This window comes from Kineococcus sp. NPDC059986, assembly GCF_040702905.1.
Taxonomy (GTDB): Bacteria; Actinomycetota; Actinomycetes; order Actinomycetales; family Kineococcaceae; genus Kineococcus.
The window spans coordinates 1-15,406 of the sequence record NZ_JBFBND010000045.1 but is presented as its reverse complement, the minus strand read 5'-3'; the positions used below and the strand labels follow the sequence as shown (position 1 = coordinate 15,406).

Here is a 15,406-nt window from a genome sequence, read left to right as displayed (position 1 = left end):
CAGCGCGTACGCGCTGACGACGCTGCGGTCACTCTGCTGACGTGGAAGCTGAAAGGCTCTTCGCCTCGCGCCACGTCACGGTCACGGCCCTCCCACACGATCCGTCGATCGACCACGACTTCGACGGCGGCGCGGTCGTCGCCCGGCCGGCTTCAAACCCGTCCGAGATCTCACCGGCCCGGCGATCGAGTTTTTCGAGAGCTCACCTGCGACCTCGATGCCCTGGCAAGAACCCATGCCGCCTAGGTGTGCCGGTCATCCAGCAGTGTGCGCGCGAACAGTCAGTCGGTGCGGAGCGCGTCGATGACGACCGGCGCGGGCCGAAGGCCCAGGAGACTTGGTACGGGGACCTAGGTCGTGCGCCCGACGCGGGCACTCCTTCCCCCTCGGTGGCCGGAACCTCTATGCTCGGTGACGTCCTACAGCGGGCATCGTGCGAGCGCTCCTGCAGGAGGACGCATGAACTTCAGCACCCGCACCACCCTGAACGCCGACGTCGCGACTGTGGTGCTGCGCGGCGAGTTGGACGTCAGCAACCTCGACACGGTGCAGGCCTGCGTTGACCGTGCCGTCGCCAGATCCAGGGTAGTGATCGTGGACCTGTCCGGGGTCTCGGTCGCCGACTGCGCTGCCATCGGGGCTTTCGTCAGTGCAGCCCGCTACGCCGACAGGCGCGGAGGGTGGCTGGTCCTGGCCGAGGCCCGGTTCGTGGTGCAGCTGCTGCTGCATGCTCTGGAGCTGGACTCGTTGCTGGGCGGCAAGCACACCGTCGCCACGGAGCAACTCCGGGCAACACAACCCCTGCGGCGCCTGAGTCTGTTCGACGCCGAAGCCTGCTCGGCCTCTGAGTGACACGCCATGGCCCTCCCCTGCAACCGAACGGTCTTTGTGGGTGTCGAACGACCGCGCTGGCGCCGAGTAGACGTCCCCGTTCAGGGCCCGGACTGCTCGTGCGTTCGTGTTCTGGCTTCACGGCCCGGCACATCCCCCCCCCCGACCACGTGCCCAAAGCAGCCGACGACACCACCCGCGTTGTTTCGGGTGAGGTCGACTGGGTAGTAGGTGGTTGTCATCCGTACACCATCGGGACTAGGGCACCGATCATCGGCCCGACACCGCACGCCGTTCAGCCATGGGCGGGTGCCTTCCTCCCGGTGTTCGCCCAACCGGGTCGGAAACAGCTCGAGCTCGAACCACCTGTTCTTCCGCAGGGGGAAGGACGTCCCAGGTCGCACCTCCGGAGCTGTCATGTGTCAGTGCACCAACCCCCTGGCAGCACCGGCCCCGGTGACCAGCTACCCAGCCACGGCAGGCCTCCAGGCCGGCACCACGGCCGGCCCATCCTCAGCGGCAGTCACCAGGACCAGGGCCCGGCTGACCAGAGAACACGCCCGACTCATCCGCGAACGAGCCCAGACCTTGCGCGCGACGCGTGCCACTGGACGCACTCAGGGGCTTGCCACGCGACGTGCTCCCACGGCCGCAACGCTGGACCACTTGTGGCCCTCACCCAGCACTCCACGCACTGGCGGTGTCCCCTGCGCCCCGCCGGCCAACCGAGCATTGGCGGTCCGCGGTTTCCTCGGCGACATGTGGGGTAACGAACTCCCCCCCAGTCCCGACCCCTGGCTGACCTTGACCCAAGACACACTCGCCGCCGACGACGAGGCAGGACGCACCCACGGGTTCCTCGTCTACTCCGACGCCGCCCCCCTCGACGTCCTGGCCGAGGTGGTGGCAGAGCTGCTGTGCAGCCACCCCCACCCGATGAGCGCCCTGACCCGCCTCCCGACACGACTGCGCGAGCAAGTGCGTCAGCGGCTGCTGTCGGCCACCTGACCGACGGGATCCCGCAGGTCCGCTGCACCGTCAACTCGGGGGTCCTCGTCGCGCACGGTCATCACGTCCCTGCGCGTCGGCACGCGGACGGTGGGTGAGCCGGGCTTCGCGCTGTCCAGGCCCGCTTGAGCCCGACCACGACTCGCTGTCCCCCTGGCCCGTTGCATCGCCGCCGCCGGCGCGGAACGGACCAGCGCAGCTGCTGGACCTCCCCGGTGATCGGACGCACCCGGTCCTGCCACAGGCTGTCGTGGATCCAGCACCACGCAACGCCACCGCATCGGCGATCCACAACAGCGGTTCCGAGCGGGGCGGCAAGTGCTCGTGGACCAGCTCATCGACCACCCCCGCAGTCCGCACTGCCGCGCGCAGAGTGCGCCGGTCGCTGGTGATGAGGGAGTCGTCCTGCTCCAGCACCAGCCGCTGCGCCCCGGCGGCGGCCAGGTTGGCGACCAGCCGCTCAAGCACTAGACGCCGCGCGGCCCGCTGACCGGTCACGGCTCGGGCGTCGTAGAGGTCGACGACCACCCGGTGCAGCACACGCCGCCGCGATCTGCCCTTGGCGGGCCTTGCCTTCCTTGGTGAAGTGCAGCCGCCCCTGCCGGGCCAGCAGCAGCCCGCGCAGCGGGGTGCGGGTCGGGGCCAGCCGGCGGGGCTGTACCCGCGCGGCGGCGACCAGCAGCCCGCTGGCCTTCGTCTCGTCGACGACGACGTGGACGCTCACCGCAGCCCCCGCACCGCCAACTCCGCCGAGTCGGTGCGGCGGCGCATCTCCCGGTTCAACCGCTCCTGCGGGTTGTTGCCCCAGACGTGCCGCCAACCCTCCTTCGGGAAGGTGGTGAAGGCCAAGACGTCGGCGCGGGCGGTGTCCAGGCGCGCGGAGACCTTCGGCAACTTCGCCTCCACCGCGTCCAGCAGGCGGTCGAACTGGGCGTGGACCGACCCCTTGTCGGGCTGGTCGTACACAATGCCGGACGCTGTGCAGCAACGTCTTGGACCCTCCACTTCGTGGCTCCAGGCCAGGACGTCTTCGGCGTCCCCGCCATGAGATTCGCCGCGTAGTAGGCCCGCGTGGGCGTCGGAGGTCATCAGCCGCACCCCGAACTGGCCGCGGGCGGTCAAGTCACGGAAGGACCCCAACCAGCCGGCCCCGTCCTCGGCGGAGGAAACCTGCGGGCCCAGGATCTCCCGGTGCCCGTCGGCGTTCACCCCGACGGCCAGCAGCGCGTGGACGTTGGCGACTACACGACGATGCGGCCGTCCTCACGGACCTTCATCACCAACGCGTCGGCGGCCACGAACGTGTACGGCCCGGCGTTCAGGGGCCGGGTGCGGGACGCTTCAACTTGTGCGTCCAAGTCTTCGGCCATCTCGCTGACCTGCGACTTCGACAACCCCGTGATGCCGAGGGTCTCCACCAACTTCTCCATGCGGCGGGTGGACACCCCCAGCAGGTAGGCGGTCGCCACGACAGTCGTCAGGGCGCGTTCGGCGCGGCGGCGTCGCTCCAGCGGCCAGTCGGGGAAGTACGTGCCTGATGGCAGCTTGGGGATGGCCCCGTCATGTCGACGTCGATCGTCCCGACGCGGGTGTCGAAGGGGCGTTGGCGGTACCCGTTGCGTTTGTTGACCCGCTCCGGGCTCGACGCCCCGTGCTCGGCACCGCAGACGGCGTCAGCGTCGGCGGACAGGAGGGTGTCGGTGAACGAGCGCAGCATCGTGCGCATGAGGTCTGGGCTGGCCTGAGCGAGGTGCTCGTCCAGCAGGTGGGCAGGGTCCATCACGGGGTTGGCGGTCATCGTGTTGGTCTCCCTCAAAGGCACTGTGGGAGGTCCTTCGAAGCATCACGCGGTGGCCGCCTCCTACGTGTCCGCCACGCCCGTCAGCGAGTGGTCGCACACCACTCTGATGGACTCCACTGCAGATGACCCACCACCGGCTGATCGCGCAAGCCACAGGGCTGGACATCTCCTTCTGAGACCCGCACTCGCCCTGACAGCGGGGCAGCAACGAGGACACCAACGGACTGCTGCGCCAGTACCTCCCCGGGGGAAGTGACCTCTCGAAGTGGGGGCCCGGCTTCTGCACACCGTCGCCGCTGAGCTCAACGGCCGTCCCCGCAAGCGGCACGACTGCCTCACGCCGACTGAGGTGCTCAAGAAGCCAGTGTCAGAACAGAGCCCACCCAGTGCTGCGACGACCGCTCGAATCCACCTGCTCTGGACAGGTTGCAACGCAGCACTTCCCCGGTGGGACACGTTTCGCGTGGTGACCTCGCGTCGTCCCGCAGTGCGCCCGCGGCGCACGGTCATCCCGCGTGGTGCGCGGGTGCAAGGCCATCCCGCGTTGTGCGCGGTCCTGGACTGCCGGTGACGTGGCACCGGCGCCGAAGTGCGCGTGGTGCATGGCCGTCCGTCGCGCGCGGGTCGGTGACCGACCGCTCTCGTGACGGCGTACCCGAGGACCGCCACGGCACCCTCAGCGGGGACCACGTCGACGTCCAAGCGTTCGTCGTCGGTCGTCACCTCGAACGTGGCCTGCGACGTCTCTTCCTGCGCCGAGCACACGGTTGAGACGGGGGTGTCCGCGCCGGTGACGATCCCGGTGGAGGAGGACACCACGTCCGTCCGGGCGGGTAGTGCTGCTCGCGCCGCACTCGCGAACTCAGCGATCTCCACTGCGTGGTCCTCGGCCCGAGGACCGGTCGTGGTCGTCGACGGCGTCGGCGGGTGGCCGTCGGCACCGTCAGAGCACGCCGCAGCCAGCAGTGCGACACCGGTCAGGAGCCCTGCTGCCACCACGCGAACCCGCCGACCTGCTGGTGCGGAACGTCCGCCCGGCCCTGGTCCATCACACCCTCACCGACGGGGCCGCAGCCGCCGGTCCAGGTGTGGGGCGTCGCTCGGCCAGGACGCGACGGCGGCCTCGAAGGTGGCGGCACGCCCGTTGCCGGCGAGGGCCGTGGCGGCGGAACCGTCGAGCGGCTGACGCCAGACCTGCGTGTCCTGGACGGCCCCGTCGGCCGACGGCAGCGAACGACCCGCCACGAGGACTGCGGTGCGGTCGCCGGAAGCGAGGAGGGACTCGACGAACTCGGGCGGCTCGGCCAGGTCCCGCACGGGAACTCCGGACCGGTCGACGACGCTGAGCGTGCGGTCCGTCGGCGTCGTGCGGACCAGGGCGAGGTCGGTGCCGTCCCCGACGAACACGGGGTAGCTCTCCCCCGCCTCGGGCGTACGGACCTGCCGGGCCGTGCGGGTGGGCACGTCGACGAGCACGACGTCACCGCCGTCGGCCGTGGCCCGCTGCAACGCAACGGTCGAGGAGTCCGGCGAGAACGACAGCCCGGTGGTGTCCTCGGCACCGGGCACGACCGTCCGGGTGCCGGTGGCGACGTCCGCCACGACGAGGGTGCTACCGGTGACGGCGCACACGTCGCTCCCGCGTTCGCGCCAGACCGCGGTCGTCCCGTCCGGGGAGAACGTGAGGTCGTCGGCCGTGGGGGCGACGGTGCCGAGCGTCCGGGTCGTGCCGTCGACCCCGCGCAGGACGAGGTCGGGGCGCCGCAACCGGTCCGCGGCGGAGCAGTCGGTGGGCGACCACGCGGAGCGGTGGAACCACGCCAGCGTCCCGTCGGGACTCCACGCCAGGGAGCGGGAATCTCCGGTGCCGCCGTCGACCGGGGTGGGGCCGGACCCGTCCGCGGCCGCGACCTGGACGTGGCCGAGGTCGTCTGCGCCGTAGGCGATCCAGGCAATGCGGGTCCCGTCCGGGGACCAGCTCGCGTCGTGGGTCAGCCCGTCCGCAACGCGCCACTGCCGGCCGGTCCCGGTGTCGACGACGTCGAGGCCGTCGGCGCGGTCCGCGGACACTCCGGTGTACGCGAGCAGCGGCCCGGGTCGGTCCTGCGCGGACGCCGGGCCTGCCATCGCGACGGGTACGGCGAACAGACAGCTGGACAGCACGGCGACGCCCAGCGTCGACCTCAACGCACGCACGGTGTGAACCCCCCGGATCCTCGGCCGCCCCCGCGACCGCGCTCCATCTGAGCAGGTCCGCGAACGTCGCGGGGGGATTTGGGGGATCAGCCGTCCAGCGCGTCCTGGAACAGCGACCGGTGCCGGGCCACGTGGTCGACGTCGGCCAGGTAGTGCTGGTCGTGGCCCTCGGCGACGTGCGCGGCGAACGCGGCGGACCCGGCGGCCGCCTGCGCCCGCAGGAACTCCACGAGCCGCACCAGTTCCGCCACGACCGCGTCGAGCAGAACGGCACGGCCGGCGGCGTCGAGACCGTAGGCGGCACAGAAGGCCGCGAGGCGACGGGCCTGCTCGGCCGGCTCCGGCGAGAACTCCTCGGGGCACGCGGCCGACAGCGGGACCCAGCGGTACGCCCCGGTGGCGACGTCGACGATCCGCGGGCCCGGCCGCGCCGTGTCGAAGTCGACGAGACCGACGACGCGCTCCCCCTCGAGCACGCAGTTGTAGGGCGCGTAGTCGCCGTGGACGACGACCTCGACGGGGTCACCGGCCGGGAACATCCACCCGTCGTGGGGCAGGTCCGCCGCGAACAGGGCGGTCGCGTCGTGGAAGCGGCGCAGGAACCGTGCGGCGGACCCGAGGGCGGACTCCGACGCGGCGGCGCCGACGAGGGCACCCGGAACGTTCCCCGGGAGGAAGTCGAGGACCTCCCGGTCCCCGTCCACGCCGTGCACGCGCGGAACCCCGTCGAGGGGGGCGAGGCGACGCAGGACGTCGTGGACGCGCGGGCTGTGCGGGCCCGTCGGGCGCCGGACCGTGCCGCCGACGCGGACGACCTCGTTGACCCCGCCGCCGGTCAACCGCTCCACGTCGTCCACGCGGGGATCGTGTCAGAGGCCGGCGACCTGGGCGTCGAGCAGGTGCGCGTCGGCGTCGAAACCCGTCCCGTCGCCGTAGCGCTGCGCCCCGAGCGGCACGTCGGCCACCGTCGGCCAGGGCATCCACCCGGACCGGGTGAACCCGACCCAGTCCGCGTGCATCCGCCGGGCGAGGCCCTTGTCCGGGTGCTGCCCGAGGACCTCGGTCACGCCGGGGGCGTCGAGCACGTCGAAGGCGTAGGGCAGGTCGTGGCAGTGCGCCGCGACACCGTCCACGCCGGAACGCGCGGCGAAGTCGAAGGCCCACGTGCGTTCTCCCGCCCCGCCACGGACGCGGGCCGCCGCGGTCCGGACGAGCGCGGCGCGGAACCCGGCACGCGCGAGCACCTGGCTCGCGGCGAACCGTTCCCCGACGCGGTCGAGCTCGGCGCGGTGCCGGGCGATCCCGGCGTCGTCGACCCCCGCTCCGCGGAGCACGGCCTCGACCTCCCCCGGCGCGACGTCGAGGGCGAAGGCGAACTCGTTGCGAGCGGTGCCCAGGACGAGGTCGACGTCGGCGGCGTGACCGCCGGCCAGCGCCGTCTCGACGTCCTGCGTGAGGACCTCGCCGTCCAGGACGGGGACGAAGGCCATGGTCGCGGCGGCCGAGCGGCCCGCGCGGGCGGTGGCGATCGCCCCCGCCAGGTCCGGTGCGCCCGACCCGCCGATGAGCGCCGGGCGCCCCGGGACCACGTTGAACTCCCGTTCGGTCTCGGTGATCCTCTCCTCGGGGACGGCCCGCCAGTCCGCCAGACCGGTCCCCACGCCGAGCGCGTCGGCGTACCGGGTCCCCGCGGCGCGGGCCTCCTCCACGGACAGGGCCGTCGCCGCACCGGAGTGGCAGACGACCCGGTGGAACAGCCCTGTGGCCAGGGGGGAACTCAGCAGGGCCAGGACACTGCCCCCACCGGCGGACTGGCCGGCGATGGTCACGTCGCCCGGGTTCCCGCCGAACGCCGCGATGTTCTCCCGGACCCAGTGCAGGGCCGCGACCTGGTCGAGCAGACCGCGGTTCAGGGGGGCTCCGTCGATCCAGCCGAACCCGTCGAAACCCAGCCGGTAGGAGACCGTGACGGTGACGACACCGTCGCGGGCGAAGGAGCGGCCGTCGTACCAGGGGCTCGCGGGCGACCCGGCGAAGTAGCCTCCGCCGTGGATCCAGACGAACACCGGCAACCGCGCGCGGCGGTCACCGGGGGCCGGGGTGAACACGTCGACGTTCAGGGTGCTGTCGCCCGGGATCGAGGGTTCCGGGATCGTCGTGACGAGACCGAACGGGCGGCGTTGCGGGGTGGCTCCGTGGTCCACGGCGGGTCGCACCCCCGACCACGCCTCGTGCGGTCGGGGCGCCGCGAAGCGGTCGGGTCCGACGGGCGGGGCCGCGAACGGGATGCCGAGGAACGCGGCGTGGTCCGCGCGCTGCAGACCGCGGACGGAACCCGTCGTGAGCTCGGCGAGAGGACCGGTGGCGGTCGTCGGGAGGGTGGTGCTGGTGCTCACGGTGCTCCTCGGGAGTGTCAACGCACGGAACGGATGGGCAGGACGAACAACGACGAGGCGAGGACGGCGACGGCGGACCAGACGAAGATCGCCGCGTAGTCGCCGTGGAACAGCGCGAGCAGGGTGGCCGCGATGACCCCGGTGAGGGCCTGCGGGATGTTCGTCGCGACGTTGAGGACCCCGAGGTCGCGAGCGGCGTCCCCGGTGGACGGCAGGACGTCGACCATGAGGGCCACGTCGACGGCGACGTAGGCGCCGTAACCGATCCCGACGACGAGGGAGTACAGGACCATCCCCGCCACGGTGGGTGCGACGAGCGGGATCGCGACCCCGGCCCCCATGACGAGGGTCGCGACGAACACGAACACCTTGCGGCGGCCGAGCCGGTCGGAGAGCCGGCCGAAGACGAGGGTTCCCGCCACCGTGGTGACCATGGAGCAGATCGACAGGGTTCCCGCCGTGGCCCCGGCGTCGGCGGGGGCGAGGTGGACGTAGTCGGTGAGGATGTAGAGCTGGTAGCTCGCGACGGCCTGGTAGCCGAGGATCATCGCGAAGCGTCCGGCGAAGGCCCAGGCGAAGTCCGGGTGCCGCCGAGGGCTCACCCAGAAACCCTTGACGAAACGCCCGAGGGAGAACGGGTCCCGCGGGCCGCCGAACGGGTGCCGGTCGCGGTTGAGGACCGTGAACAGCACGGCGACGACGGCGACGAGCACGCCGAAGGCCAGGTACCCCAGGCCGAGGTGCCCGAGCAGGCGGCCGGCGAGCACGACCCCGACGGTGGCCCCCACGGCGGTGCCGACCCCGGCGAACGCGGCGGCCGTGGCGCGGCGGCGGTCCTCGACGCGGTCGGCGATGACCGCGGTGAGCGGTCCCTGCAACGCGTTCAGGGCGACCTGGGCGACGACCCACACGAGGGTGATCCAGAACAGGGAGGCGGCGAACTGCAACGCGATCGTCAGCAACCCACCAGCAACACCCCCCGCGACGATCCACGGCGCCCGGCGGCCGAACCGGGAGCGCGTCCGGTCCGACAGCGCGCCGGCGATCGGCTGGGCGAACAGGGTGAACAGCGCCGAGATCCCGGTGACGACGGCGAGGTTCTCGGCCTTGTGGGCGGGGTCCAGCTCGGCGACCTGCGCGGGCAGCAGGATGACGATGACCCCCGCATACGTCGCGAACAGGAAGAGGTTCACCGCCAGGAGCGAACCGAGCAGCGTCCGCCTCCGGGCCGCGTCCATCGGCGGCACCGAAGGGGCACGGTCGTCCAGGTCGACCGCGGCGAGCGACGGCACGGACGTGAGGGGACCGGACGGGGCAGGGGTCAGGGGTGGGACGTCGTCGGGCACCGGAACTCCTCCTCGAGCTCTCAGGACGGCCGGTGGACGTGGGACCCGGCCGGAACCAGTGGAGCACCATCCGACCCCTAAGTTCAACCCCTGAACTATGTGGACTTCGTCAGCGTTCCTGACGACGCGAGGAGGCGGGACCGGGCCAGCGACGACGCCCCGTGCAGGGCCGCGGTCCCCGGCCGGGCGGCCGTGCGCACCTCGACGTCGAGCCCGGGACCCAACGCCGCGAAGGCACCGCCGGACTCCTCCAGGACCGCCAGCAGCACCCCACCGTCGAGGACGACCACGGCGGGGTCGACCGCGATGACGGCGAGGTCGAGGCCCACGCCGACCCAGCGGACGGCCTCGCGCACGGCCGCCACGACGCGGGCGTCGCCGGCGCGGTGGCGCCGCAGCAGTTCAGCCGTGGCCGCGGACAGGCCGTCCCGGGACGCCTGCGACCCGAGGCCGGTCGCGGCCAGCAGGGCCTCCGGTCCGGCGAGGACGGCGAGGCACCCCCGCCGACCACACGCGCAGGCGGGCCCGTCGGTGCGGACGACGAGGTGTCCGGGTTCGAAGGCGGTGCCGTGCGACCCCGTGAGCAGACGTCCCCCGACGACCGCTCCCCCACCGATCCCGGTGTCGGACTTGACGTACACGAGGTCCCGCAGGTCCTCACGGCCCGGTTCCGCGCGCAGCGCGGAGAACTCGGCCCACGTGGCGCAGTCGGCGTCGTTGAGCACCGCGACCGGGAGCCGCGACCGGGCCGGCAGGGCGGCGGTGACGAGGTCGCGCAGGTGCACGGGTGCGTCCCACCCGAGGTCCACGGCGCGGTACACCGTCCGGTCCCCCCGCAGCACGGGTCCGGGCGCGACGACCTGGAGGGCGACGGCGCGGGTGCGCGAGCGGCGCAGGTCGGCGGCGAGCCGGCCGGCGAGCCCGGCCACCCCCGCGGCAACGGCCTCCGGGTCCGCCGGTGGGGTGCGGGCCTGCTCGGCCCCCTCGCCCAGCACGCGGCCGGCGAGGTCGGTGACGAGCCAGCGCCGCTCGTCGAGCAGGACCTGGACGGTGACGACCGCCCACCCGGACCCGTCGAGCTCCAGCGGCTGGGTGGGCCGGCCGGCGCGGGAGCGGTCCGGGCCCCCGGCCGCGTCGCGGACGAGGCCCTCGGCGACCAGGTCGGCGACGAGGACCGTGACGGCGCTCTTGGCCAGCCCCGTCACCTCAGCGAGCTCCGCACGCGCCGTCGGCCCGGCGGCGTCGAGGTGCTGCAGGACGAGGGCGCGGTTGTGCTCCCGGACGTCGCTGCTGACCAGGCGCGCCCGGCCGCCCTCCCCGCTCACGGCAGGGGCAGCACGCAGGAGGGCGAGCCCAGCTCGACCACCGAACGGTCCACGACGGTGAGGTCGTCGTCCAGGGCGAGGTGGACGAGCTGGTCGGAGTCCTGCGCGGCGACGTAGACGTGGCGGCCGACGGCCACGACGTGGCGCGGGTTCACCGCGCCGATCGCCACGTCCCGCACGGGGCGGGCCACCCCGTCGACGACCTCGTGCAGCGTGAGCACCTCCGCGCGGCGGTTCGCGACGACCAGCCCCCACGGGGTGCGGCAGACCTCCGAGGGGTACACCCGCTCGGGAACGGGCACCGCGAGCGCGGGATGGCGGACCGGGTCGTGGAGCAGGCCGTCGCGGACGACCAGGGTGGTCAGCGTGGCGTCGAGCTCGCCCGCGACGACGAACCGGTCGCCGTCCGGACCCGGCACGAGCGCGCCGTGCCGCGGGCCCGTGCCTGGGGTCAGGGGCAGCACCTGCACGGGGTCGGCGGACAGCCCGTCCGGCGTGACGTCGTGGACGCGGACCTCGTCCGTGCCCAGGTCCAGGACCGCCACCCGCCCGCCGGGCAGGACCGTCGTGGAGTGCGGGTGCGAGGCCCCCTGCCGCTCGGTGTCAGGACCGGACCCGTTGCCGCGCAGCGTCTGCGACAGGCCCGACACCGCGCCGTCCACCACGGCGACGACACCGACCCCACCGCCGTAGTTCGCGGCGAGCACGAACCCGGGCACCACCGTCAGGTGGCACGGGGAGGACCCACCGCTGGGCGCCTCGCCTCGCCGTTGCCAGACCCCGCCGGCCACGCGCCACGACGTCACGAACCCGTCGTCCACCTCGTGGGCGGCGTGGACCGTCCCGTCGGGGCCGGCGGCGAGGAAGGACGGCGACGGCACGTCGACCGTCGCCCCCACCCGGCCGAGGCGTCCCGTCACCGGGTCCCGGTCGACGAGCGCGAGGCCGGGCCCGCGCCCGCCGGTCGCGGCCGTGTAGGAACCGACGGCGAGCACCTGTGCGTCCACGCGCCGATCACACCACAGCGGCCCTGACGTGGGGACCGTCGACGCGACGCGCCGGTAGGTCGGGAGCTTCGCGACGACGGTGCGGACGGGAGGCGGCGACGGGTATCCGTCAGTCGCCCGTGACGACAGCCAGGCGTCGGGCGAGGCGCCGGGGGCCGAGCAGCGCCTGGACGACCATCCAGGCGAAGAACAGTGCGAGAACGACCCACACGGGTCGCGCACTGACGGCGAGCGCGACAGCCGCGACGGTCCCGCAGATTCCGACCACGAGGGACGCCCGCCGCCCGCCGACCACTGCGTCGACCCGCTGCCGCAGGAGGACCGTTGCCGCTACGCGGACGACGGGGTCGGACGGCACTGCCCCCCGACGACTGGCCCGGACCGCAGCCCGTACCTGCTCCGGTGTCGTCCCAGCAGGCAGGGCCCGGACGAAGTGGGTCCGGGCGCGAGCCCGGTCCGGCCCGACGACCAGACCGAAGACCGCACCGCCGACGAGAGCCGGAACGACGACGTCGCCCACACCCGTCGTCCCCTCGAGGAGTGCCCCGATGACGAAGACCGCTCCGTACAGCAGTGCGAACTCCAGGACCCGCCACCAGGCCGGAGCCGTCCACCAACGCCACCACACGGCCGCAGTGTCGACCCCCCGCCCCGCACGCACCAATCCAGTTGCCCGAACTCCCCGCCCCTCGGCACGGTGGACCTCGTGGCCCCCTCCCCCGACGTGTCCGCCGCCCTGCTCGCGGAGTGGTCCCGGCGGTTCGCCGAACCGGTGACCGGGTGGTCGTTCTCGGGTGCCGTCGACGTCGTGACGAGCTCGGACCCGCCGTGGTCGTACCCGACGCTCGCCCGGGAGGCGGTGCGCGGAGCGAGGTCCGTGCTGGACCTGGGCACCGGCGGCGGGGAGTTCCTGCTGACCCTCGCGGACACGCTGCCCGCGGACACCCACGCCACCGAGGGGTGGCCGACGAACCTACCCGTCGCCCAGGCAGCGCTCGCCCCGTTGGGCGTCGAGGTGGCGGCGCACGACCCCGCCGGCGGTCCCCTGCCGTTCCCGGACAGCCGGTTCGACGTCGGCCCGGCGGAACCCTGCTGACCCGGCTGTTCGGCGCGGGGCCGGCGTTCCCGCACGTGACGGTGGAGGCCGCCGCGCGGGCGGCCGAGGACGCGGGTCTGCGCGTGCACGCCGCCAGGTCGTGGAGCGGTCCGGTCACCTTCGCCGACGGGGCGGCGCTCCTGTCGTTCCTGCGCACGGTTCCCTGGCACCTCCCAGCGGACTTCACGGTCGAGAGCCACGCCGACGTGCTGCTGGCGCTGGACGAGTGGCCGCGACTGGAGTTCACCGAACGCCGCTTCCTCCTGCACGCCCGGCGCTGAGCCACGCCCGCGCGACGCAACCCTTGTCGTCCGCGTCGGAAACCGCTTACCATCGCGCCGTCGGCAGCGCGGCCCGTGGTCGAGCGCCGACGCGCCCCGCGCGATCCCGTGCACCCGCCACCAGCCCCGGAGGCCCCGTGTCCGCCGCCGCTCCCACCCGTCGCAGCCTGCTCGCCGTCGGGCTCGCCACCCCCGTCGCCCTCCTCGCTCCCGCCCGCACGGCCCAGGCCGCGCCGCCGTCGACCACCACGACGACCGCGTTCGTCGACAGCTACCGCACGAACGTTCCCGCGAACACGACGGCCGACACGAACGCAGCGGTCCGGATCCTGTCGGGGATGAGCCTGCTCTGGCAGACCGGTCCGACGTGGGACACCGGTCGCGTCCTGGACCAGGGCGTGCTGCGCCGCAACGTCCGGTACTGCGCCCGGACCACCGCCTCCCGAACTCCCGCGCAGGCGGCGGACGCGTTCATCGCCGACCGGCAGGACCAGAGCTACGCGCTCATCGCGGGCCTCGGCCCGCTGACCCAGGCGTACCTCGACGGCAGCCTCGCCGTCACGAGCATCACGCAGGCGCCGGCGACCACCCCGCCCACGAAGGTCGAGGACGAGGTCCCCGACGGAGCAGCCGCGGGGGCCGCGACCGGCGCGGGTTCGACCGACTCGCCGCTCGGCGACGTCGTCCGCCTCGTGCAGACCGTCCGCGGGACGTTCGCCTCCGGAAACCCCAGCAAGGCCGCCTACCAGTACCCGCGGCCGTGGCGCCTGTCCCCCGACAGCACCGTGCAGCCCACGGGCCGCACGGACGCGCTCGGGTACCCGGAGTACCGCTCCGACGTGATCGTCGTCCCCACGTTGCTGCGCCAGCGGTCGACGACGCCGGAGTCCGACGGGGGTTTCCCCAGCGGGCACACCAACGCGTTCCACCTCGCCGCCCTCGCGTACGCCCACGCGGTGCCTGAGCGCTACCAGGCCCTCGTCGCCCGGGCCCTGGACCGCTCGCACCTGCGGATCGTCGCGGGCATGCACTCCCCGCTGGACGTCCTGGGCGGGCGCGTGCTGGCCACCGCCCTGGCGGCCGCGACCCTGGCCGACCCCGCGAACACGGCGCTGAAGAACGCCGCCAGGGCGACGGCGCTCGCCTGGTTCGAGGACGCCACCGGCACCGACGCCACCGGACTCGTGGAACTCACCGCGTCCGACCGCGACGCGGTGCGCGCGCAGGTGCTGGACCAGCTGACCCTGGGGTTCCCGCGCACCGGACCCCGGCGGGCGATGGTCGTCCCGCAGGGCGCCGAGGTGCTGCTGGAGACCCGCCACCCCTACCTCGACGCGGGGCAACGCCGCGAGGTCCTGCGCACCACCGCCCTGCCGGCGGGGTACCCGGTCCTCGACGGCCCGGAACTCTGGGGGAGGTTGAACCTGTTCGACGCCGCGGACGGCTACGGACGCTTCGACCGGACCGTCGAGGTGACGATGGACGCCGCCGCCGGTGGTTTCTCCGCGACCGACGTCTGGCGCAACGACGTGGACGGTTCCGGTGGCCTCGTCAAGTGCGGTTCCGGACGGCTCACCCTGACGGGTCGGAACTCCTTCCGCGGCGGTGTCCGCGTCGAGGCGGGAACCCTCGTCGCGGGTTCGGCCACGGCGCTGGGCCGTGGGGACGTCGACCTGCGCGGGGGCACCCTGGAACTCGTCTCCGACGTCCGGGCGGGCGGAGGGTACGAGCAGGCCGCCGGCACGGTGCTCCGCGTCGCCGTCGGCGGGCGGCACGCACCCCTGTCCGTCGACGGGACGGCGGCGCTCGCCCCGGGCAGCCGCCTGGAGGTGGAGTTCGGCGACGACTGCCGCGTCGGTGAGGTGCGTCCCGTGCTGTCGGCGCGTTCCGTGCGTGGCGGGTTCGCGGCAGTCACCGTCGTCGGCGGCGGCCGGGCGGAACTGGTGACGACACGCCAGGGCGTCGGCGTGCGACGGCTCGCCGGCTGATCGCTCAGAACGGGGGCGGGTCGTCCGGGACCGGGCCGCGGACCTGACGTCGGCGCCGGTCCTCGAACACGTACTGGGTCTTGAACCGGTGGTGGCTGCGGCACACCGCGCGCAGGTTCTGCGCGGTGGTC

General features: G+C 73.5%; 13 protein-coding genes and 2 pseudogenes. 6 read left to right on the top strand and 9 right to left on the bottom strand.

Annotated features, from left to right (window positions below; translation table 11 throughout):
* Positions 1 to 459 precede the first annotated feature (459 nt).
* The gene (locus AB0637_RS22365; RefSeq protein WP_366174902.1) at positions 460 to 852 is read left to right on the top strand and encodes an STAS domain-containing protein; all 393 of its coding nucleotides are present in this window, start codon (positions 460 to 462) and stop codon (positions 850 to 852) included.
* 783 nt (positions 853 to 1,635) lie between these two features.
* Complete coding sequence (locus tag AB0637_RS22360; protein ID WP_366174901.1) at positions 1,636 to 1,839, top strand: hypothetical protein; 204 nt, start codon at positions 1,636 to 1,638, stop codon at positions 1,837 to 1,839.
* A gap of 460 nt (positions 1,840 to 2,299) precedes the next feature.
* On the opposite strand, the gene AB0637_RS22355 is transcribed toward AB0637_RS22360, so the two are convergent.
* A complete protein-coding gene (locus tag AB0637_RS22355; protein WP_366174900.1) occupies positions 2,300 to 2,563 on the bottom strand; it encodes a hypothetical protein in 264 nt (87 codons plus the stop codon).
* A 26-nt stretch (positions 2,564 to 2,589) separates the two neighbouring features.
* Positions 2,590 to 3,637 (bottom strand): annotated as a pseudogene (locus AB0637_RS22350) (transposase); the annotation flags it as partial.
* 155 nt (positions 3,638 to 3,792) lie between these two features.
* On the opposite strand from AB0637_RS22350, the pseudogene AB0637_RS22345 reads away from it, so the two are divergent.
* Positions 3,793 to 3,962, top strand: a pseudogene (locus AB0637_RS22345) (IS30 family transposase); the annotation flags it as partial.
* Between the two features lie 734 nt (positions 3,963 to 4,696).
* Here AB0637_RS22345 and AB0637_RS22340 read toward each other — a convergent pair.
* The 7 genes from AB0637_RS22340 to AB0637_RS22310 all read right to left on the bottom strand — a co-directional run bounded on the left by AB0637_RS22340 (position 4,697) and on the right by AB0637_RS22310 (position 12,538).
* On the bottom strand, positions 4,697 to 5,827 hold the full coding sequence (locus AB0637_RS22340; protein WP_366174899.1) for a hypothetical protein: 1,131 nt from the start codon (positions 5,825 to 5,827) through the stop codon (positions 4,697 to 4,699).
* Positions 5,828 to 5,922: 95 nt separating this feature from the next.
* The gene (locus tag AB0637_RS22335; RefSeq protein WP_366174898.1) at positions 5,923 to 6,693 is read right to left on the bottom strand and encodes an aminoglycoside phosphotransferase family protein; all 771 of its coding nucleotides are present in this window, start codon (positions 6,691 to 6,693) and stop codon (positions 5,923 to 5,925) included.
* A gap of 12 nt (positions 6,694 to 6,705) precedes the next feature.
* On the bottom strand, positions 6,706 to 8,232 hold the full coding sequence (locus tag AB0637_RS22330) for a carboxylesterase family protein (RefSeq protein WP_366174897.1): 1,527 nt from the start codon (positions 8,230 to 8,232) through the stop codon (positions 6,706 to 6,708).
* Positions 8,233 to 8,249: 17 nt separating this feature from the next.
* Positions 8,250 to 9,578, bottom strand: coding sequence for an MFS transporter (locus AB0637_RS22325; RefSeq protein ID WP_366174896.1), 1,329 nt, complete (start codon positions 9,576 to 9,578; stop codon positions 8,250 to 8,252).
* Positions 9,579 to 9,673: 95 nt separating this feature from the next.
* A complete protein-coding gene (locus AB0637_RS22320; protein WP_366174895.1) occupies positions 9,674 to 10,903 on the bottom strand; it encodes an ROK family transcriptional regulator in 1,230 nt (409 codons plus the stop codon).
* The gene (locus AB0637_RS22315) at positions 10,900 to 11,910 is read right to left on the bottom strand and encodes a beta-propeller fold lactonase family protein (RefSeq protein ID WP_366174894.1); all 1,011 of its coding nucleotides are present in this window, start codon (positions 11,908 to 11,910) and stop codon (positions 10,900 to 10,902) included. Before AB0637_RS22315 ends, AB0637_RS22320 begins: the two co-directional genes overlap by 4 nt.
* 109 nt (positions 11,911 to 12,019) lie before the next feature.
* On the bottom strand, positions 12,020 to 12,538 hold the full coding sequence (locus AB0637_RS22310; protein ID WP_366174893.1) for a hypothetical protein: 519 nt from the start codon (positions 12,536 to 12,538) through the stop codon (positions 12,020 to 12,022).
* Between the two features lie 78 nt (positions 12,539 to 12,616).
* On the opposite strand from AB0637_RS22310, the gene AB0637_RS22305 reads away from it, so the two are divergent.
* The 3 genes from AB0637_RS22305 (at position 12,617) to AB0637_RS22295 (ending at position 15,275) form a co-directional block, all read left to right on the top strand.
* Positions 12,617 to 13,006, top strand: a complete 390-nt coding sequence (locus AB0637_RS22305; protein ID WP_366174892.1) for a class I SAM-dependent methyltransferase — start codon at positions 12,617 to 12,619, stop codon at positions 13,004 to 13,006.
* A gap of 35 nt (positions 13,007 to 13,041) precedes the next feature.
* On the top strand, positions 13,042 to 13,287 hold the full coding sequence (locus AB0637_RS22300; protein ID WP_366174891.1) for a hypothetical protein: 246 nt from the start codon (positions 13,042 to 13,044) through the stop codon (positions 13,285 to 13,287).
* A gap of 137 nt (positions 13,288 to 13,424) precedes the next feature.
* Complete coding sequence (locus tag AB0637_RS22295; RefSeq protein ID WP_366174890.1) at positions 13,425 to 15,275, top strand: phosphatase PAP2 family protein; 1,851 nt, start codon at positions 13,425 to 13,427, stop codon at positions 15,273 to 15,275.
* The last annotated feature ends 131 nt before the right edge of the window (positions 15,276 to 15,406 follow it).

Coding starts and splice junctions, on each gene's coding strand:
- AB0637_RS22365 (WP_366174902.1), top strand. CDS start 460: ATGAACTTCAGCACCCGCACCACCCTGAACGCCGACGTCGCGACTGTG.